This window comes from Streptomyces venetus (assembly GCF_039540295.1).
GTDB classification, from domain to species: domain Bacteria; phylum Actinomycetota; class Actinomycetes; order Streptomycetales; family Streptomycetaceae; genus Streptomyces; species Streptomyces venetus.
Genome location: NZ_BAABET010000008.1, coordinates 20,604 through 38,775, shown reverse-complemented (window position 1 = coordinate 38,775; position 18,172 = coordinate 20,604). Strand labels below are relative to the sequence as shown.

Below are 18,172 nucleotides of genomic sequence, written 5' to 3'. Positions count from 1 at the left end.
CTCATGCTCGCGGTCGACGGTATCAGCGTGCGCTTCGGCGGGATCACGGCACTGGACGGTGTCGCGTTCACCGTCGAGCCGGGCACCGCCGTGGGGCTCATCGGACCGAACGGAGCCGGCAAGACCACCTTGTTCAACTGCCTCACCAGGCGCTGTACCCCCGATGCGGGGACGGTGCGGTTCGACGACGAGGACCTGCTCGCCCTCCCGCCGCACTCCGTGGCCGGGCGCGGTATCGCCCGCACCTTCCAGAACCTGGGGCTGTTCCCGCGACTCACGGTCCGGGAGAACGTCATGGTCGGCGCCCACAGCCGGGGGCGCACCGGTCACTTCGCCGCGGCGCTCCGGCTGCCCCGCGTCCGGCGGGAGGAGAGGGAACTACGTGACCAGGCGGAGGACTCGCTGCGGCGGCTGGGGCTGGCGGATGTCGCCGACCACCCCGCCTCCGGGCTGCCGTTCGGCACCCTCAAACGCGTCGAGCTCGCCCGGGCGCTCGCGGCACGCCCCCGGCTGCTGTTGCTCGACGAACCCGTCAACGGCCTCAGCCACGGCGAGGTCGACGCATTCGCGGATCTGGTCAGGGCGGTGCGCGAGGACTTCGACCTGACGCTCGTGGTGGTCGAACACCACATGGGGTTCGTGATGGGCCTGTGCGGCAAGGTGGTGTGTCTCGACTTCGGGCGCAAGATCGCCGAGGGCCCGCCGGAGGAGATCCAGCGCGACCCGGCGGTCATCGAGGCGTACCTGGGGGTGGCCGCATGAGCGAGCCCACCACCGCCCCCACCGAGGCCGGGGCGAGTGCGGAGCCGGACTTCCTGAAGGTGTCCGGCCTGCACGCCGGATACGGCCAGGCCCGCGTGCTCCAAGGCCTGGACTTCACCGTCGCACGCGGCGAAGTGTGCGCGATCCTCGGACCCAACGGTGCGGGCAAGACAACCACCATGCGGGCCCTGAGCGGCATGGTCCGCGGTCAGGGCTCGGTGACCCTGAGCGGGACGGAACTCCTGGGCCGATCGCCCGAGCAGGCCGCGCGGCTCGGCGTGGCGCACGTGCCCGAGGGCCGGGGCACCTTCAACGACCTGACCGTCGAGGAGAACCTGCGCGTGGGCGCCCATGTGCGCACGGGCCGGTGGCGGCGGGGCCGCGCCGAGCGCGCGGTCGTGGCGGCCGACCTGGAACGGATCTACGACTACTTCCCCAAACTGCGCGATCGGTCCCGTCAGACGGCCGGCAGTCTCAGCGGCGGCGAGCAGCAGATGCTCGCCATCGGCAGGGCACTGATGCTGCGGCCCTCGCTGCTGCTCCTGGACGAGCCGTCGCTGGGGCTCGCTCCGCTGGTCACGCGCGAGCTGTTCGAGATCGTCCGGGCCGTGAACGAGGAGGAACGCACCACCGTGGTCGTCGTCGAACAGAACGCCCAACTCGCGCTGGATGTCGCGCACCGAGCCCACGTACTGGAGGCCGGCCGGCTGGTGCTGTCCGGACCGGCCGCAGAGATCCGCGAGGACGGGCAGGTCGCCGAGGTGTACCTCGGTGTCTCCGTCCGCGCGGGGAAGAACGGGTGAGCGCCGTGACCGAAGTGCTCCAGCAAGTGGTGGAAGGGATCGGCTCCGGTGCCGTCTACGCCAGCCTGGCACTGGCCCTGGTGCTGATCCACCGGTTCACCGGCATCGTCAACTTCGCACAGGGCGAGCTCGCCATGATCTCCACGTATGTGGCGTGGCAGCTCGTGGCGTCCGGGATGTCGTTCTGGCTGGCGCTGCCGGTCACCCTGGCGGTGTCGTTCGCCGGCGGCATGCTGGTCGAACGGATCGTCATCCGTCCCGTGCGGAACTCGCCCGAGCTGACGACGGTCATCGTCACGGTCGGCCTGTTCATCTTCGTCAACGCCATGGCCGGCCTGATCTGGTCGTTCACCGTGAAGGACTTCCCGCAGCCGTTCCCCGACGGCGGGATCGACCTGGCCGGGGTGCGGGTGGACTGGTCGACGCTCGGGATCATCGTGGTGGTGGCCGTCGTGATGGGCCTGCTCTACCTGCTGTTCCAGCACACCTCCGCCGGCCTGGTGATGCGGGCGGCCGCGTGCAATCCCGCCTCCGCCCGGCTGTCGGGCATCCGGGTGGGCCGGGTGCTGATGCTCGGCTGGGGGCTGGCCGCGACGGTCGGCGCGGTGTCGGGCGTGCTCGTCGCCCCCGTGTTGTTCCTGGAGCCCAACATGATGGGCGGAGTGCTGATCTACGCGTTCGCCGCGGCCACCCTCGGAGGCTTCGACAGCCCGGTCGGCGCAGTCGTCGGCGGCTTGGTCGTGGGCGTCGCCGAGACGCTGGCCGGGGCGTACGTCGGCGTGATCGGAGCCGATCTGAAGGTCGGCGTACCCCTGGTGATCATCCTGGCGGTGCTGCTGGTGCGGCCACAGGGCCTGTTCGGACGGGCGGCGGTGGAGCGCGCATGAGAACGATCCTCACCACACTCGGCACCGGCCGCGCCCGGAGCCTGGGGGCCGCGCTCACCGCGCTGCTCGCAGCTGCGGTCGCCGTCGGCGCACCGTTCTACTTCGCCCCGTTCCAGGTGTTCCAGCTGACCATGGTGCTGCTGTACGCCGTGGCACTGGCCGGACTGAACCTGCTCGTCGGGTTCGGCGGCCAGATCTCGCTCGGGCACGGTGCGTTCTTCGCGGCGGGGGCCTACACGGCGGCCGTCATGCTCGACCGCTACGACAGCGCCCACCTGGCCACGCTGCCGGTCGCGGCCGCAGGATGCTTCCTGCTGGGCCTCGGATTCGGAGTGCCCGCCCTGCGCCTGCGCGGGCTGTACCTGGCTCTGGTCACCCTCTCGTTCGCGGTGTTCCTGCCACCGCTGCTCAAGCGGCTCGAGCCGGTCACGGGCGGCTCCATGGGACTGACCGTGGACAAGCTGCAGCCGCCCGCGTGGAGCGGGCTGGCCGAGGACCAGTGGATGTACCTCGTCGTCCTCGCCGTCACCGCGGTGGCCCTGCTGCTGGCCCGCAACCTCCTGCGGTCGCGGGTCGGCCGGGCACTGCTCGCCCTGCGGGACAACGAGAGCGCGGCGGAGGTCATGGGCGTACGGCTGTCCCTGCACAAGACCCTCGCCTTTGCCTGGAGCGCGATGTTCGCCGGCGTCGCAGGGTGTCTGTACACGTGGGTGATCGGCTTCGTTTCGCCCGACTCGTTCAGCTTCGTCCTGTCGATCACGCTGCTGGCCGGCCTCGTCGTCGGGGGCCTCGCCTCACTGTACGGGCCGTTGCTCGGGGCGGCGTTCGTGATGTACGTGCCGAGCGTGGCCCAGGACGTCAGCGACGCGGCGCCCGGTGTGGTGTTCGGCCTGCTGATCATCGCGGTGATGTTCGTGGCCCCGACGGGACTGGCCGGCCTCGCGGGCCGTGCCCGGGACGCCGCCACCCGCCGCCTCACCCGTACCGCCCCTGCCGCCGGCCGCACGCCCGGACCCGCGCCCACCACGGCCCCTGCCGCGGATCCCGCACCTGCCGACGCCGAACCCGTGGGCGCACCGCCCCGCACGGAAAAGGAATGATTCACATGCGTATGACGACTCCTCTGCGGGCGGCCGCGGCCGCGTCCGCCGCCCTGCTCCTCGCCACCGCCTGCAACAGCCAGCGCGGGCAGGACGACAAGGACGCCGCCGCCGACGGCGCGTGCCGGGGCCAGCAGACCACCGGCATCACCGACAAGAGCATCAAGCTGGGCGGGATCTACCCGCTGTCGGGACCGGCCTCCGCGTACGGCACCATCGGCAACGGCGTGAACACCTACTTCAAGTACGTCAACGACAAGGGCGGAATCGACGGCCGCACCGTGGAGTTCGTCGTCCGCGACGACGGCTACCAGCCGCCCAAGGCGGTCGAGGAGGCCCGCAGACTCGTCGAGCAGGAGAAGGTCTTCGCCGTGTTCCAGACCCTCGGCACCCCGTCCACGGCGGCCGTGTGGGACTACCTCAACAAGCGAAAGGTGCCTCAGCCCTTCGTCGCCACGGGCGCCTCCGTCTGGGGTACGGACGACAAGCACCCGTGGACCACCGGCTGGCAGCCCAACTACGTGTCCGAGGCACGGGTGTACGCGAAATACCTCAAGGAGGAGAAGCCGAAGGCCAGGGTCGCCGTCCTGTACCAGAACGACGACTTCGGCAAGGATCTGCTCGGCGGGTTCAAGGCGGCCGTCGACGGCAGCGGCATCAAGGTCGTCGCCGAGGAGAGCTATGAGGTCACGGACCCCTCCGTCTCCGCGCAGATGACAAGTCTCGCCCGGTCCAAGGCGGATGTGCTGCTCGACGTCACCACGCCGAAGTTCGGCAGCCAGGCCCTCGCCGCCGACGCGAAGAACACCGGGTGGGACCCGCTGCACATCGTCAACGCCGTGTCCGCGTCCACCAGCGTGCTCAAGCCCGTCGGGTTCAAGAACGTCCAGGGCCTGGTCTCGGCGACCTATTTCAAGGACCCCGCAGACCCGCAGTGGGCAGACGACGCCGAGATGAAGACGTACAAGGACGCGCTGAAGAAGTACGCGCCCGACTCCGATCCGGCCAACCAGTTCAACGCCTACGGCTGGGCCGTCGCCTCCAGCCTGCACAAGGCCCTGGACAGGATGAAATGCCCGACCAGGGAGGGGTTGCGGGACGCGGTGCGCGATCTGAAGGACGTCAAGGTGGACATGCTGCTGCCCGGTGTCACCCTCTCCACCGGGTCCGACGACGCCTTTCCGCTCGAGACGATGCAGCTGATGCGGTTCAAGGGCGAGCGCTGGCAGCTGTTCGGCGAACCGGTGGACACCCGCAAGGAGTTCGGTTCTCCGGAGAACTGAACCCGACACCGCCGGCCGGTGCCTCCTCTAGAGTCGGCCCTATGACGGAGGCACCGGCCCTGGACCGCGGCGCGCGGTCCCGCGACGCGATACTCGACACCGCCGGCGACCTGATGGCCCGCCACGGCTTCGCCGCCACGTCCATCTCGATGATCTCCACCGCCTGCGGTCTGCCGGTCAGTTCGATCTATTGGCATTTCGGCAGCAAGGACGGGATCTACGTCGCGGTGCTGGAGCGCGCCAGGACCGCTCTGCTGGCGGCCCTGCCTCCGGCCGAGGTGCCGGGCGCTGACGTCGCGCAGCGTCTGGACACCTTTCTCACGGAGGTGGAGAGGGCGTTCCGGCGTCAACCGCGAGGTGTGAAACTGCTGTTGGGCCTGGGCATGGTGCAGCAGGACGCCAGCGCGGCGGCCGTGGCCGAGGTGCGTCGCTACCGCGACGCGCTGGTCACCTGGGCCCGGGATTCCGTGAGTTCCGTCTTCGCCCTGCGTGACCGTCCCGAGGTGGCGGACGAGCTGGCGCGCTTCACACTGAGGATGACGAGCGGGACCGCGGTGGCCCGTTGGTTCGAGCCGGGCGCTGTCCTGGAAACCGGACCGCTGCGCGTGGCATTGCTGGCGCTGGCGACCCACCACGGCGTTCCGGTGGGGGGCGCCCCCGGCGAGGACGCCCCCTCCCGCGGTGTCACGTCCAGGGAATGACGACCCGGTACTTGCCGCCCGGAGACTGCTGGGGTGGCTCGTGGGCGCGTTCGACGCTCACCCGGCCCGCACCGTGGGCGGTGAGCAGGGCGACCATCTCCTTTCGCACCGCCGTCCACAGCCGGTCCCGATCGGCTCCGGCGGCGAACAGGAGCCGCACGCGGAGGCAGGTGGGCGCCGTCTGGACGATCTGGAACAGGTCGATGCCCGGGATCCGCTCCAGGAGCGTCTCGAAGGCCATGGGCACGATCCGCACGCTGCCGCCGTCCCGGCGCGGAAAGGACAACAGGTCAGCCGCACGGCCACGTACCCTGATCGCCGGCAGCGGGTCTCCGCACGGGCACGCGTCCGGGCGCAGCAGGACGCTGTCGCCGAGGTCGTAGCGCAGGATCGGCTGCGCCCACCGGCACAGGCTGGTCAGGAGCACGGTGAAGGACTCCCGGCCCGGCGGGGTGGGGCGGTGGTCGGCGTCGACGGGCTCCAGGATCAGCCAGTCGCTGTGCACGTGGAGCCAGCCGAACGGACAGCCGTAGGCCAGGGCGAGGCTCTCGTTGCAGCCATAGGTGTCGACCAGGTGCGCCCCGAAGGCAGAGCGGATCCTTCGGCGGTCGTGCTCACTGACGCCCTCGGCCAGCAGTGACACCACGGCCGGGGCGATGCGCAGCCGACCGGCCAGCTGCTCGCCGGCGAGCAACGCGATCACGGTGGCGTAGCCGGCCAGGAACACCGGGCGGAACCGGTTGAGCTGCTCCACCACCTCGGGCAGCGGACTGTGTACCGACAGCACCCGGCTGCCCCGGGCGGGCAGCCGGCCGGCCGCGCGGGAGCGGACGAGGACGGCGTGCGCGGCCAGATGGCCGCCGGTGGCCACGATGTGCGCCGACCGCACGCGGCGAGCGAGCAGCCGGGCCGTCACCCTGGGGGTGAGTGAACGCCGGGCGGCCCGCAGCGACAGGGCCCTGACCACCGCCGTCGCGCGGTCGTCGAGCAGGAACAGGCCCCGGTGGCCGGTGGTTCCGGACGTGGTGGTGACCAGGTACCGGCCCAGGAAGCGCTCGCCGACCCGTCGCGGATCCGCGACGAAGGCCTGCACACGGTCGAGGGACACCTCCGGGTCGGTGACCCAGTCGTCGAAGCGCGCCATCAGGTTCTGCTTGTGGGTCACCGGCAGCAGGACGGGGTCCTCGACGCGTTCGGGCAGGGCGCGGTACAGCTCGCGGTAGTAGGGGGAGTGGGCACGGGCGAAGCCGACCATCGCGGCCAGCCGCTCCCGCTGCCGGTGCGCCAGGGCGTCCGAACCCTGCCGCAGCGTTCGGCGCCCGTCCCGGATGAGGGCGAGTGTCGATGTCATCGCACGGCTCCTCCGGGAACGGGAGCGGGCTGCCAGAACGCGCAGTGGTGGTCGGCCGCGAACCCGGTGGTGGGTCCGACCCGGTCCGGTGTCAGCACCTGGATGTGGTCCCCGTCGGCCGTGTAGCGCGGCCAGGGCTCAGTCCCGGGCGCGTTGGGGTCGCCGGTGGCCGCGAAGCGGGCCCAGTAGGCGGTCATCGTGGCGGACAGCCGTCGCTGGGCGGGCGTCAGGCGCGCTACCGAGTCCATGGGGAACAGATAGGCCAGTTCGGAGGCGTGGAAGGCACCCTGCGGCGTGTGCGGTGCCGGGATGAACGGCGGTGCCTGGGGGTCGTGGAACTCGTAGGCGTAGACGGGAGCACGGCTGCTGTACAGCCGGCTGTCGGCCCGCGCCGGGCAGGCGAACCGCTGGTCGGTGCCGACGGCGGAGTAGGCCAGGTTGGGGGACGGATACGCCGAGGCGGGGTACGTGTCCAGGACCGCGGCCGCGCGGTCGCCGTACTGGAGCTTGATGAGCGCGGCATACGAGTCGGGGGTCAGTGGGCCGCCGCCGAGCAGATCCATGTACAGCGCGGTGAAGTAGCGGTATTCGTCGTGGGTGCTGCCGCTCAGCGTCGGGACCGCGTTCACCCGCTCCTCGGCCCACGCCGTGTGCGGGGGGCGGGGGAGGACTCGGGGACCGGTGTTCGGGGCCCACAGGGAGGCGGTCCCCGGCCCGGTGGCGCGGATGAGGTCGGTGGTGGGTACGGCACGCAGGCAGCCCGCCGCGGTCGTCGGGTCGGCGCAGCCGACCGAGGCCGCGAAGTCGCTGCCCTTCCGCTCGGCCGCGTCGAGCGTGAGGGGCGTCAGACCGCCGCCCCCGGCGCACGCTCCGCTCTGCTGGATCGCCCGGTGGAACAGGCCTTTCGCGGTCGGCGAGGCGATGTGGAGGCAGGTGTCCGCCGATCCGGCGGACTGGCCGCCGAGCGTCACCCGATTCCGGTCGCCGCCGAAGGCACCGACGTTGCGCCGTACCCAGCGCAGGGCGGCCTGCTGGTCCATCAGGCCGTAGTCGCCGGACGCGTGGTCCGCGCTCTCGGCCGACAGGGCGGGATGGGCCATGAACCCCAGTGCTCCGAGGCGGTAGTTGACCGTCACCACGACCACGCCCCGCGCGGCCAGTGCGGCACCGTCGTAGTCGCTGCCCGCGCCGGATGCGTTGGCGCCGCCGTGCAGCCACACCAGCACCGGCGCCGGCCGGCCGCTGCCACGGGGCGGTGTCCAGACATTGAGGTACAGGCAGTCCTCCACGGTGCTACCCGTGCGGTTGGACTCGCCGGGCAGGACGGGGCCGCCGTCGGGGAGCAGCGTCATCGGTAACTGGGGGCAGGGGTGGGCCAGTGCGGTGGCGTTCCGTACGCCGGACCACCGCGCCGCGGGTCTCGGCGGACGCCAGCGCAGTTCACCGGTCGGCGGGGCGGCGAACGGGATCCCGTGGAAGACCCGCCCGCCGTCGCGGACGGCCGCGCCCCGCACCCGGCCCTGGTCGGTGCGCACGACCAAGGAGTCGGGGCCGGAAGCGGCGCCGGCAGAGGGCGGGGGAAGGGTCAGGGACAGGAACAGGGCCGCGAAGGCGGCTGTGGCGCGGGCCAGAGTGGGGCGCAGGCGCGGGACTCTCACCCGTCCCTCCGAGTGACGGTGCGGGCAGGGGTCGCGGCGCGGGATCATGACGTGGCCTCGAAGGCTCCGATGTCGCAGGCGGCGCCCTGGGGGCGGGTGACGCCGCGCTGATCGGTGGCCGGGCAGCCCTCGGCCGCGTCCAGGGCGGGGCTGCCGGGCCGCAGCGCGACGGTGTCGGTGGGGCCGCCGTTGTCCGCGAGTGGTCCGAGCAGGGGTGTGCGGTTGGGCAGATCGTCCGCGCCCGTCAGCCGGCAGCTGCCGTCGCCGTCGAGGTTGTGGCCCTGCGACGTGATGGTGGCGAAGGCCTTCTTGCAGTCGGCGGGCGCGCCGTCGACGGTGTTGTTCGCGATGACGGAGTTGCGCAGCGTCATGCGCCCGAGGGGCAGATCGATGATGTCGGGGATCGGTGAGGGCAGGCTGTCGAGATAGGCGGGGGCGATGTTGATCCCGCCCCCGCCATCGCTGGAACTGTTGCCGGTGATGGTCGAGTTGAGGATCTCCACGGGCCCCGTTCCCCTGATGTCGATGCCTCCGCCGTAACCGGCGAGGCTGCCAGGGCGGTCGCCGGGGTTCGTCACCCGGTTGTCCGCGATCGTCGAGTTGGTCACGGTGCCGGTGTCGTCGAACCTGATGCCGCCGGCCTCTCCCGCGACGTTCCCGCTGACGGTGCTCTCGATCAGATCGAGGTGGGAGTCCGGGACGTTGAAGATGCCGCCGCCGTAACCCGCGGAGTTCCCGGTCACGGCCACTCGTCGCAGCGTCATGTGATGTCCGTTGGCGATCGCGCCCCCACCGGTGTCGGTGATGGGCAGTTCGCGTTGCGCGGTCTTTCCTCCGGTGATCGTCAGATCGGACAGCCGGCTGTCCGCCTGCATGCGGAAGGCCCGGTCCAGGCGGTTGGCGTCGATGACGGTGGTCCGCGCGCCCGCGCCCTTGATCGTGACGGGGGCGGCGACGTTCAGGTCGCCCGTGGTGGGGTCGGGGTTGTCGCCGATGATCAGCCGCGGGTCGGGCGGGATCGTCAGCTTGTAGTGGCCGGGAGGCAGCGTGATCGTACTGCCCGGCCGGGCGTTGGCGGCCATCACCGCGGCACGCAGGCTGCACGCGCCCGAGGCGGTGCGACACCGGCCGTCCGCCCCGTCGGCGTCGACCGTGTCGGACGTGGTGTCCACGGTGAACTCCGCGGGCCCGGAGGGCGCGGGAGCGGCGGCATGGGCGACGGGAGGCAGGGCGGTGGCGAGGAGGACGACGGCGATGGCGGCCGTGACGGCTGTGCACTTCATGTGGAACCCCTCTCGGAGAGGCATCAGGGCGTACCAGGACTCGGCTTTCTGCCAGGACTTCGTGCTGGTGAGCGATGCGCGGCTCGTACGGGGAACGGCGTCGGCGCTTCCGGGGGCGCGCCTCGTGGGTACCGCCCCTCGGTCTGGAGGGAGCGTTCCATTCAGACCGCCTCGTGTCCACCGACGGACCGGAAATGGCCGAATGGGGATGTCACCGCCACGGGGCGGGGAGCCGCACCGGCAGTGGCATACTGCTGGTCCGATGAGCGAACCAACCAAGGGGGCCGCACGCCCCGCGACCAGGCGTGATGAGCAGCGCGAGGCCTCCCGCCGCGGGCTCTTGAAGGCGGCGGTGGAGATCCTCGCGGAGGAGGGCTACCGCGGTCTGACGGTGAAGAAGGTCGGCGACCGTGCCGGAGTCAGCCGAGGCATGGTCAACTACCACTTCACCTCCAAAGCGGGGCTCGTGGAGGCCGTGGTCGCCGATATCCGCGAGACGTTCATCGACGTGCTCCGGGCCCGGCCCGGATACGCGCGGATGAGCGGGCTCGAAGCCGTCCTGGCCAAGCTCGACCAGTTCTTCGCCCGTCTGGCCGAGCCCGAGCCGGGGCTACGGGCGCGCGCGTTGCTGGTGCTCCTCGTCGAGGCGGTCGGCACCGCCGACGGCGTCAAGGGCGTGATGGCCGAGCATCTCAGCCTGGTGCGGACCGGCGTCGAGGAGGACATCCGGCGCGGGATCGCGGACGGCAGTATCCGGCCGGACCTGGACTCGGTCGCGCAGGCGTTCCTGGTGGAGAGCATCGCTCGCGGCGTGCTCCTGCAGTATCAACTGGACTCGGCCCGCACTCGCCTGGCGGACATCGCGCGGGCCGCCCATGAAACGCTGGTTCTCGGACTCACGTCGACGCGCGGCGAGGACTGAACTCCCGGCCGCGCGTCACACGGCACTGAGCCCGCCGTCCACCACCAGGCTCTGGCCCGTGATGTAGGAGGCGCGGTCGGAGAGCAGGAACACGACGGCCTCAGCGACTTCCCACGCGGTGCCCTGGCGGCCCAGGGGAATGCGCGCGAACGAGGCTGTCCGGGACGCCCGCCCGGCGGAGGCCTGCCGCCCCATGGGTGTGTCGATCAGACCGGGGACGACCAGGTTGGCGCGGATCCGGCGTGCCCCTCCCTCCTTGGCGACATGGCGGGTGAGCCCGAACAGGCCGGCTTTGGAACTGTCGTAGGCCGGCGAGTTCGTGGCCGCGCGCAGTCCCGCGACGGACCCGATGAACACGACGGCCCCTCCGTCGGCCAGCGCCGGAAGACCGTACTTGGCGGCCAGAAAGGGCGCACGCAGATTCAGGGCGAGCGCCTGGTCCCAGTCTTCGGGGGACGAGCCTTCCAGCCCGGTGCCGAGACCCACCCCCACGTTGACCACCAGTGCGTCCAGCCCACCCAGTCCGCGCACGCCTCAGCGACCATGGCGGCCGACTGCTGGGCTTCCGTGGCGTCACCCACCACCGTGATGCCCGACCTCCCCTCGCGGCCGACGAGTTCGGCGGTCGCGGCGGCGGCCGGCGCGGCCACGTCGGCGCACGCAACGTCGGCGCCCGCGCGAGCGGCGAGGACGGCGATCGCCCGGCCGTTGCCGACCGGCGCCCGTGGGTCGTCGTCGGGGCGGGTGCCCGCGCCGACCACCAGTACCTTGCGGCCGGTCAGATGACGGGCCGGCTGCTCAAGGCGGCCCTCACCCATGGTCCCTTTCCTCCTCCGCGAAGCCGGTGCCGTCGAAACCCGGTTCCAGTTCCACACCGGTGGCATTCAGGAAGAAGGCCACCATGTGGTACTGCCCCACCAACATGGTGATCTCGATGAGTTCGGCGTCGCCGAAGTGCTCGGCCAGAGCCTCCCAGGTGGTGTCGGACATCGTTGCCGAGCGGTTCAGCTCGTCCGCCGCCCGGATCAGGTGCCTCTGAAGGTCCGTCCAGCCGGGTGCTTCCGGGTCCTCGGTGACGCGGTCGATGTCCGCGTCCGCCACGCCCGCGGCCCTGGCCAGGGGAAGGTGCCGTCCCCACTCGTACCGTGCGCCGGTGTTCCACGCGGTGCGCAGGATCAGCAACTCGCGCAGCTCGCCCGGCAGTCGGCCCCTGCTCAGCAACTGGCCGCCGAAAGGCATGATTTGCTCGTAGAGATCGGGATGACGCACGAGCGTGGTGAAGATGTTCGGGATCCGGCCCCCAGGGTCGTGGGGTGCGATGGCCAGCAGTTCCCGGGTCCGTGTGTCCCACTGTTCTTCGGGGAGCGGCGTCAGCCGCGGACGGGTCTGCCGGGCGGCTTCGTTGCGCTGTGACATGACGACCTCCAGTCTCCGAGGGGCTCACCCTAGGAGACTGGCTGAACGCTTAGCAAGTGAATGGACCAGGAGTGTCAGGCGGTCGGGTCGAGAAGGATCTTGCGGACGCCGTCGGAGCGGCCCGCGAACAGTTCGTACGCCGCGGGGCCTTCGGAGAGGGCGAAGCGGTGGGAGATCACGACCTCGGGCTGGATCCGGCCGGCCCGTGTGAGGGCGATCAGGGGCGGGAGTTCGTAGTGCACCGAGCACAGCCCGATGGCGAACTCCAGTTCCTTGATCTGCGCCAGCCCCATGTGGAAGGGGAATGCCTTGTTCTGGCTGACCCCGATGACGCTGACCCGGCCGGCCTGCCGGACGGACTTGAGGGCGAGCTGGATGGTGGCGTCGGAGCCCACGGCTTCCACCACGGCGTCCGGCCCGCGTCCGCCGGTCATGTCCCGGACGGCGGACCGCGCGTCATCGCCCTCGACCGGCTCCACACCCAGGCCGGCGGCGAAGGCACGGCGCTCCGCGACCAGGTCCGCGCCCAGCACCCGCGCCGCGCCCATCGCGAAGGCGGACTGGGCGGCCATGAGGCCGACCGGGCCGAGGCCGATGACCAGGACAGTCTCGCCGGGCTGGATGCGGGCCCGGCGGCAGCCGTACCAGGCGGTGGGGGCGTTGTCCGTGAGGACGACGGCGGCCTCGTCGGAGATGTCCTCGGGCAGGTGCACCAGATTGACGTCGGCGTAGGGCACGGCCAGGACCTGGGCCTGGCTGCCCTGGAGCTGCGGGCTCACTCCGTAGCAGAGCTCCGTGCTCGACTTGGCGCGCTCGCACCGGGCGGTGAACCCGGCCGCGCACGACCGGCAGTGCGTACAGCCGGCCGAGGCGGGCACCAGGACCCGGTCGCCCGGCTTGAATCGGGTGACCTGGCCGCCGGTGTCGACCACCACGCCGACGCACTCGTGTCCCGGTGTGTAGCCCAGTTCCGGGCTGAACCCGTTGCCGCCGTAGATGTGCAGGTCGCTGCCGCAGATGCCGGCCGCGGTCACTCGCACCACCGCGTCGGCGGGGCTGGTGACGGCCGGGTCGGGGACCTCCCCGTAGCGGATGTCGTGACGGCCGTGGTAGGTCAGTGCCTTCATCGGATCTCTCCCTCCCTTTCCCTTCCTCCCTTCGGCCCGGTCAGTCCGCGATCTTCAGCACCAGCTTGCCGCGGTTGTCACCACGGAAGAGGCGCATCAGGGTTTCGGGGAACTCCGTGACCGAGCCGGACACCACGTCCTCCAGGGACTTCAGCCGGCCCTCCGCCCGCCACGTGGCCATCTGCGCGATGCCCTCGGCGTACCGGTCGGCCCAGTCGAACACCACGATGCCCGTCATGGAGGCGCGGTTCACCAGCAGCGACAGGTAGTTGGCGGGGCCCTGCGGCTTGGTGCTGTTGTACTGGGAGATCGCGCCGCAGACCACGACGCGGGCGCCGCGCGCCAGCCGCAGCAGTACGGCGTCCAGGACGTCGCCGCCGACGTTGTCGAAGTACACGTCGACACCGTCAGGGGCGTGCTCACGCAGGGCCTTGCGGAGGTCCTCGTTCTGGTAGTCGATCGCGGCGTCGAACCCGAACTCGTCGACCACCATCCGGCACTTGGCCTCGCCACCGGCGATACCGATGACCCGGCAGCCGAGGATCTTGGCGATCTGCCCGACGACGCTGCCGACGGCCCCGGCCGCTCCGGAGACCACGACGGTCTGCCCGGGCTCGGGACGCCCGACCTCGATCAGGCCGAAATAGGCCGTCAGGCCCGGCATGCCGAGTGTGCCGAGATAGGTCGGCAAGGGGGCCGCCGCCGGGTCGACCTTGGTCACGCCGCGCCCGTCCGACACGCAGTACTCCTGCACGCCGAACGTGCCCGACACATGGTCGCCGACCGCGAACCCGGAGTGCCGGGAGGCGATCACCCTTCCGACCGCGCCGGCGCGCATCACCTCGCCGATCTCCACCGGGCGGATGTAGGACCGGCCGGCGTTCATCCAGCCGCGCATCGCGGGGTCGATCGACAGACAGAGCACCTGCACCAGGAACTCCCCGTCGCCCGGCTGCCCGGCCGGCTCCTCGACGTGCTCCCAGTCGGTGGGGCGCGGCTCTCCCACGGGGCGTGCGGCCAGGCGTATCTGGCGGTTGATCGTGCTCATCTCCGGCGGCTCCTTCGGCAGTCCATCCGACATTCCCCGAGTTCATACCGGCTAGTCGGTATGGATGGGGAGCGTACGGGTGCCGTGCCGTCCGAGACAAGAGGGGGCCCGGTGCGACACACGGCTCGTGCCGGGGCGACCTATTCGCCGGGCAGTCCGTGGTCGCGGACGGCACGCGCGGTCGTGCCCCACCAGCGCCGTGCGTAGCGGCTCATGACGGCTGCCTCGCTGAGCCCGATGTTGCGTGCGACCTGGGCCAGTGGCAGATCCGACTGGATGAGCAGATCCGCGGCCCGTTCACGCCGGACGTCGTCGAGGACTGCCGCGAAGGTCGTTCCCGCCGCGGACAGATGACGCTGCAGGCTCCTCGGCGACATGCCGAGTGTGCGTGCGGCGAAGGCCAGGGTGCCGGGGCCGGTGCCAAGTGACTGCTTCAGAAGTGTTCTGACACGCCTCGTCATAGCGCTGCCCGTGACGGAGGGCTGGGCCTCGAGGTAGGCGAGCGCCACCCGGCGGGTCAGCTGGTCGCCGCCCTGGACGGGGCGTCCGGGAAGATCACTCGCGACACGGAGGAGCGCTTGCGGCTGGGCGAAGCTCACCTGGGACCCGAACAGTTCCTCGTAGCGCGCGCGTGCGGCCACGGCATGATGCGGCAGTTCGACGGTCCGCAGGCCGTACGGTCCGTCGAGCAAGGAGATCAGGACGCGGTGGAGGAAGAGCAGACCCATCTCGACGCTCTGCGGGGGCACCCGGGCGCCCGGCGGGTAGCCGTACCGCACGGCGACCGCCGTGCGATCGCCGTGCGGATCGGTCCCCAGGGCCACCCGCAGATTGCGGTCGTGGACGAACAGATAGCGCGACGCGCATTCCAGGGCTTCGGCGACGGTCGCGGAGTTCTGCACTGCAACGGCCAGCGGGCCGAGCATGCCGAGGTCCTGTTCGAGGGCGACCCGTAGCCCGAGGTCGGGGCAGTCGAGCCGGCGAGCGGCGGTTTCGAGGAGGACGGCCACGGTGGTGTCCTGCACCAGCAGCTCATCGTCGTCGAGCACGCCCCTCGGGGCTCCGGCCGACCGTGCCAGGGCGTCGGCGTCCCCGCCGAGCTCCTCGACGGTCCGCCGGACCCCACGCAGTGCCGCTGAGCGCACCCAAGCCATGACCTCCATGGTCCGGCCTTGGCGCGATCGGTCAAGTCTGTGGCGTGATCGGTCAACGATGCCCGCTTCCCGCGCGCCTACGTTGACCTCAGCCATCGGGTGCTCCGCTCGTTCAACCCGGTGACCCCGACATGCCCGGGAGGCAGGATGACCCACCGCACCGTGCTCGTCGAACAGCACGGCAATGTCCTGGTGGCACGGCTCGACAGCCCGCCCTCCGCGCTGATGACCCGCGAGATGGTCCTGGAACTCGGGGCGCTGGCACGCCGTGCGGACGCGGATCCGGCGGTGGGCGCCGTGGTGCTCACGGGCACCCACGCGTCGCGGTTCCTCGCCCACTTCGACGTACGGCTGATCCACGGAGGCGCCAAGCGGTCTCCCAAGGTGAGCGCCTCGGTCGTCCGCGCCGGGCTCCGGCTCACCGGCGCGGTGCTCAAGGCGCCGGGCGGCAGCGCACTGCTTGCCCGCTCGCCACTGGTGGGGCTCATGGCCTGGGAGCAGATGAAGGACGTCCTCCACGCCATCGAGACCTCGTCGGCCGTCTGGGTCGCGGCCCTGAACGGGGACACCGGTGGCGGGGGCTGCGAACTGGCCCTGGCCTGCGACTACCGCTTCATGGCCGACGGGCGCTTCGGCATCTCCCAGCCGGAGATCCTCCTCGGGTTCCCGCCCGGCTCCGGCGGCACCCAGCGGCTGGCACGCCTGCTGGGCGGACGCCGTGCTCTGCAGATCTCTCTGGAGGGCACACCCATCAGCCCGGCCGAAGCCCAGGAGATGGGCCTGGTGGACAGAGTCGTACCACCCGACGCGCTGCTCCAGGAGGCCGTCGAGCACGCGGGCCGGCTGGGCCGGCGGCCGAAAGCGGCGATCGGGGCCGTGAAGCGGGCCGTCCGGGAGGGAGGCTCCCTTCCGCTCCGGGAAGGACTGCGGTTCGAGGGCGCCGAATGGCTGGCGGCCACCACGACTTCGGAGTCGCTGGAAGCCCAGCGCGCGTACCTGGCCCGGACCAAGGAACTCGGTGACGTGGCCGGGCTGGACCCCGCGACGCTCGAAGAGGCGGTGGCGCGCGGGCGGTTCGCCTGACAGCCGGCCGGCCCGCCGCGCTACTCCTGTCCCGGTACCGCCATCTCCCCGAGGAGCGCCCAGTCGTCCTGCGGAATCGTCGCGTTCACGATGCGCGGTGTCTCGGCCAGATGGGGCGGGAGCGTCTGCTGCGCGGCCTTGAAGTGTGCGGACCGCACATGTGCGGCCCCGGCCTCGTCGTCGCGGAAGGCCTCGACCAGGACGTACTCGGTCGGCTCGTCCACGCTGCGCGACCAGTCGAACCACAGGCAGCCGGGCTCGGCGCGCGTCGCCCGGGTGAAGTCGGCGCTGATCTCGGGCCAGCGGTCGGCGTGCTCGGGACGGACCCGGAACTTGGCGGTGATGAAGATCATGGGATTCCTTTCGCTGATGCGGCAGGCGGGCCGTGCTCGCGTTCCGGCCGCGCCTGCGGGAAACAGGGCTCATGGCGACACGATCGTACGAACCCGGCTTGCCGGTGCCGGCTTGTGGGCCCCACGACACCGGACACGTCGCGGCAATGGCGGACGGATCGTCACGACCGGAGTACCAACGTGCCGTCGGCGTAGGGAAGGACCTTGGCACGTGGCAGGTGCACCAGCACCTCCTCGCCGACCGGAACTCCCTCCTCCCGGGGCATCTTCGCCTTGACGGGCTGTCCGGCGACCTCGACCTCGAGCACGCGCTGCGCGCCGTGGTCACTGACGCTCCGCAGCCGGCCGGGGAAGGTGTTGGGGCCGGGGTCGGTGACGATCTTGACGTATTCGGGCCGGACGCCGACCTGGACCTCGGCGGTGCTCCGGGGGATGTCCCAGGCGAAGGACAGCGGCCGGCCGCCCAGCACGAAGGGCCCGTCACCGCGGTCCACGGTCAGGAAGTTCATCGCCGGTGAGCCGATGAAGTAGCCGACGTAGGTGGCCGAGGGCGCCTCGAACAACTGCTCAGGGGTGCCTTGCTGCACGGCGCGGCCGTCCTTCATGACGAGCAGTTCCTGCGCGAAGCTCATCGCCTCGTACTGGTCGTGCGTCACATAGATCACGGTGGGCCGGAACTGCTCGGTGATCTCCCGGATCCTGCGCCGCAGCGAGTGCTTCAGCTGAGGGTCGATCACGGTGAGCGGCTCGTCCATCAGGACGGCCGCCACGTCGTCCCGGACCAGGCCCCGGCCGAGTGAGATCAGCTGCTTGTCGTCGGCGGTGAGCCCGCGAGCGGGCTGCTTCAGCCGGTCGTGCAGGTCCAGGGCCTCGGCGACCTGCCGGACCTTGCTGTCGACCCTCGCCTTGTCCCAGCGCCGGCACTGCAGCGGGAAGGCGAGGTTGTCGTAGACCGTCATCGACTTGTAGATGACGGGGAACTGGAAGACCTGAGCGATGTTGCGAGCCTTCGTGGGCAGTGCGGTGACGTCGGCGCCGTCGAACAGCACCCGCCCCCGGGACGGTCTGACCAGGCCGGACAGGATGTTCAGCAGCGTCGTCTTCCCGCAGCCCGAGGGCCCCACCAGGGCATAGGTCCTGCCGGACTCGAAGGTCAGCTTCAGCGGCTTGAGAGCCCACCGCTCCTCCTCGGCACCGGGCGCGTACGCGTGCCCGACGTCGACGATGTCCAACTGCGCCAT

At 71.2% G+C, this 18,172-nt stretch carries 19 protein-coding genes; 8 read left to right on the top strand and 11 right to left on the bottom strand.

The window, feature by feature from the left end:
• Positions 1-3: 3 nt before the first annotated feature.
• Genes ABEA82_RS25355 through ABEA82_RS25330 form a run of 6 tightly spaced genes read left to right on the top strand, consistent with a single transcriptional unit; the run spans position 4 to position 5,536 of the window.
• The gene (locus tag ABEA82_RS25355; protein ID WP_345663952.1) at positions 4-762 is read left to right on the top strand and encodes an ABC transporter ATP-binding protein; all 759 of its coding nucleotides are present in this window, start codon (positions 4-6) and stop codon (positions 760-762) included.
• Positions 759-1,565 (top strand): ABC transporter ATP-binding protein, encoded by an 807-nt coding sequence (locus tag ABEA82_RS25350; RefSeq protein ID WP_345663951.1) that lies wholly within the window; start codon positions 759-761, stop codon positions 1,563-1,565. The genes ABEA82_RS25355 and ABEA82_RS25350 overlap by 4 nt, the downstream gene beginning before the upstream one ends.
• Entirely contained in the window at positions 1,562-2,452 is an 891-nt protein-coding gene (locus tag ABEA82_RS25345) for a branched-chain amino acid ABC transporter permease (RefSeq protein ID WP_345663950.1), read from the top strand. The genes ABEA82_RS25350 and ABEA82_RS25345 overlap by 4 nt, the downstream gene beginning before the upstream one ends.
• Positions 2,449-3,552, top strand: a complete 1,104-nt coding sequence (locus tag ABEA82_RS25340; RefSeq protein WP_345663949.1) for a branched-chain amino acid ABC transporter permease — start codon at positions 2,449-2,451, stop codon at positions 3,550-3,552. Before ABEA82_RS25345 ends, ABEA82_RS25340 begins: the two co-directional genes overlap by 4 nt.
• 11 nt (positions 3,553-3,563) lie before the next feature.
• Positions 3,564-4,835, top strand: a complete 1,272-nt coding sequence (locus tag ABEA82_RS25335) for an ABC transporter substrate-binding protein (RefSeq protein WP_345663948.1) — start codon at positions 3,564-3,566, stop codon at positions 4,833-4,835.
• Between the two features lie 41 nt (positions 4,836-4,876).
• A complete protein-coding gene (locus tag ABEA82_RS25330; RefSeq protein WP_345663947.1) occupies positions 4,877-5,536 on the top strand; it encodes a TetR/AcrR family transcriptional regulator in 660 nt (219 codons plus the stop codon).
• Here ABEA82_RS25330 and ABEA82_RS25325 read toward each other — a convergent pair.
• Genes ABEA82_RS25325 through ABEA82_RS25315 form a run of 3 tightly spaced genes read right to left on the bottom strand, consistent with a single transcriptional unit; the run spans position 5,520 to position 9,828 of the window.
• On the bottom strand, positions 5,520-6,887 hold the full coding sequence (locus tag ABEA82_RS25325) for a phenylacetate--CoA ligase family protein (protein WP_345663945.1): 1,368 nt from the start codon (positions 6,885-6,887) through the stop codon (positions 5,520-5,522). The genes ABEA82_RS25330 and ABEA82_RS25325 overlap by 17 nt on opposite strands.
• On the bottom strand, positions 6,884-8,545 hold the full coding sequence (locus tag ABEA82_RS25320) for a carboxylesterase/lipase family protein (protein ID WP_345663944.1): 1,662 nt from the start codon (positions 8,543-8,545) through the stop codon (positions 6,884-6,886). Before ABEA82_RS25320 ends, ABEA82_RS25325 begins: the two co-directional genes overlap by 4 nt.
• A gap of 44 nt (positions 8,546-8,589) precedes the next feature.
• Entirely contained in the window at positions 8,590-9,828 is a 1,239-nt protein-coding gene (locus ABEA82_RS25315) for a choice-of-anchor Q domain-containing protein (protein ID WP_345663943.1), read from the bottom strand.
• Positions 9,829-10,090: 262 nt separating this feature from the next.
• Between ABEA82_RS25315 and ABEA82_RS25310 the strand changes: the two genes are divergently transcribed.
• Positions 10,091-10,750, top strand: coding sequence for a TetR/AcrR family transcriptional regulator (locus tag ABEA82_RS25310; RefSeq protein WP_345663942.1), 660 nt, complete (start codon positions 10,091-10,093; stop codon positions 10,748-10,750).
• A 15-nt stretch (positions 10,751-10,765) separates the two neighbouring features.
• On the opposite strand, the gene ABEA82_RS25305 is transcribed toward ABEA82_RS25310, so the two are convergent.
• The 6 genes from ABEA82_RS25305 to ABEA82_RS25280 all read right to left on the bottom strand — a co-directional run bounded on the left by ABEA82_RS25305 (position 10,766) and on the right by ABEA82_RS25280 (position 15,495).
• Positions 10,766-11,281, bottom strand: coding sequence for an SDR family NAD(P)-dependent oxidoreductase (locus ABEA82_RS25305; RefSeq protein WP_345663941.1), 516 nt, complete (start codon positions 11,279-11,281; stop codon positions 10,766-10,768).
• Positions 11,173-11,568: an SDR family oxidoreductase gene (locus ABEA82_RS25300; protein ID WP_345663940.1), complete on the bottom strand. Its 396-nt coding sequence runs from the start codon at positions 11,566-11,568 to the stop codon at positions 11,173-11,175. Before ABEA82_RS25300 ends, ABEA82_RS25305 begins: the two co-directional genes overlap by 109 nt.
• On the bottom strand, positions 11,561-12,166 hold the full coding sequence (locus tag ABEA82_RS25295) for a carboxymuconolactone decarboxylase family protein (protein WP_345663939.1): 606 nt from the start codon (positions 12,164-12,166) through the stop codon (positions 11,561-11,563). Before ABEA82_RS25295 ends, ABEA82_RS25300 begins: the two co-directional genes overlap by 8 nt.
• A gap of 74 nt (positions 12,167-12,240) precedes the next feature.
• Positions 12,241-13,293, bottom strand: a complete 1,053-nt coding sequence (locus ABEA82_RS25290; RefSeq protein WP_345663938.1) for an alcohol dehydrogenase catalytic domain-containing protein — start codon at positions 13,291-13,293, stop codon at positions 12,241-12,243.
• Positions 13,294-13,333: 40 nt separating this feature from the next.
• On the bottom strand, positions 13,334-14,341 hold the full coding sequence (locus ABEA82_RS25285) for an NADP-dependent oxidoreductase (RefSeq protein WP_345663937.1): 1,008 nt from the start codon (positions 14,339-14,341) through the stop codon (positions 13,334-13,336).
• A gap of 140 nt (positions 14,342-14,481) precedes the next feature.
• Positions 14,482-15,495, bottom strand: coding sequence for an AraC family transcriptional regulator (locus ABEA82_RS25280; protein WP_345663936.1), 1,014 nt, complete (start codon positions 15,493-15,495; stop codon positions 14,482-14,484).
• Between the two features lie 147 nt (positions 15,496-15,642).
• On the opposite strand from ABEA82_RS25280, the gene ABEA82_RS25275 reads away from it, so the two are divergent.
• The gene (locus ABEA82_RS25275) at positions 15,643-16,578 is read left to right on the top strand and encodes an enoyl-CoA hydratase/isomerase family protein (protein WP_345663935.1); all 936 of its coding nucleotides are present in this window, start codon (positions 15,643-15,645) and stop codon (positions 16,576-16,578) included.
• Between the two features lie 20 nt (positions 16,579-16,598).
• Here ABEA82_RS25275 and ABEA82_RS25270 read toward each other — a convergent pair whose 3' ends face one another.
• Together ABEA82_RS25270 and ABEA82_RS25265 are read right to left on the bottom strand one after the other, a co-directional pair.
• Positions 16,599-16,931: a putative quinol monooxygenase gene (locus ABEA82_RS25270; RefSeq protein ID WP_345663934.1), complete on the bottom strand. Its 333-nt coding sequence runs from the start codon at positions 16,929-16,931 to the stop codon at positions 16,599-16,601.
• 161 nt (positions 16,932-17,092) lie between these two features.
• Positions 17,093-18,172, bottom strand: a complete 1,080-nt coding sequence (locus tag ABEA82_RS25265; RefSeq protein ID WP_345663933.1) for an ABC transporter ATP-binding protein — start codon at positions 18,170-18,172, stop codon at positions 17,093-17,095.

Excerpts from the sequence above, each read along its gene's own strand:
- ABEA82_RS25355 (WP_345663952.1), top strand. The coding sequence starts at position 4 with ATGCTCGCGGTCGACGGTATCAGCGTGCGCTTCGGCGGGATCACGGCA.
- ABEA82_RS25350 (WP_345663951.1), top strand. The coding sequence starts at position 759 with ATGAGCGAGCCCACCACCGCCCCCACCGAGGCCGGGGCGAGTGCGGAG.
- ABEA82_RS25340 (WP_345663949.1), top strand. The coding sequence starts at position 2,449 with ATGAGAACGATCCTCACCACACTCGGCACCGGCCGCGCCCGGAGCCTG.
- ABEA82_RS25335 (WP_345663948.1), top strand. The coding sequence starts at position 3,564 with ATGACGACTCCTCTGCGGGCGGCCGCGGCCGCGTCCGCCGCCCTGCTC.
- ABEA82_RS25330 (WP_345663947.1), top strand. The coding sequence starts at position 4,877 with ATGACGGAGGCACCGGCCCTGGACCGCGGCGCGCGGTCCCGCGACGCG.
- ABEA82_RS25325 (WP_345663945.1), bottom strand. The coding sequence starts at position 6,887 with ATGACATCGACACTCGCCCTCATCCGGGACGGGCGCCGAACGCTGCGG.
- ABEA82_RS25315 (WP_345663943.1), bottom strand. The coding sequence starts at position 9,828 with ATGAAGTGCACAGCCGTCACGGCCGCCATCGCCGTCGTCCTCCTCGCC.
- ABEA82_RS25310 (WP_345663942.1), top strand. The coding sequence starts at position 10,091 with ATGAGCGAACCAACCAAGGGGGCCGCACGCCCCGCGACCAGGCGTGAT.
- ABEA82_RS25300 (WP_345663940.1), bottom strand. The coding sequence starts at position 11,568 with ATGGGTGAGGGCCGCCTTGAGCAGCCGGCCCGTCATCTGACCGGCCGC.
- ABEA82_RS25295 (WP_345663939.1), bottom strand. The coding sequence starts at position 12,166 with ATGTCACAGCGCAACGAAGCCGCCCGGCAGACCCGTCCGCGGCTGACG.
- ABEA82_RS25290 (WP_345663938.1), bottom strand. The coding sequence starts at position 13,293 with ATGAAGGCACTGACCTACCACGGCCGTCACGACATCCGCTACGGGGAG.
- ABEA82_RS25285 (WP_345663937.1), bottom strand. The coding sequence starts at position 14,341 with ATGAGCACGATCAACCGCCAGATACGCCTGGCCGCACGCCCCGTGGGA.
- ABEA82_RS25280 (WP_345663936.1), bottom strand. The coding sequence starts at position 15,495 with ATGGCTTGGGTGCGCTCAGCGGCACTGCGTGGGGTCCGGCGGACCGTC.
- ABEA82_RS25275 (WP_345663935.1), top strand. The coding sequence starts at position 15,643 with ATGACCCACCGCACCGTGCTCGTCGAACAGCACGGCAATGTCCTGGTG.
- ABEA82_RS25270 (WP_345663934.1), bottom strand. The coding sequence starts at position 16,931 with ATGATCTTCATCACCGCCAAGTTCCGGGTCCGTCCCGAGCACGCCGAC.
- ABEA82_RS25265 (WP_345663933.1), bottom strand. The coding sequence starts at position 18,172 with ATGGCGCAGTTGGACATCGTCGACGTCGGGCACGCGTACGCGCCCGGT.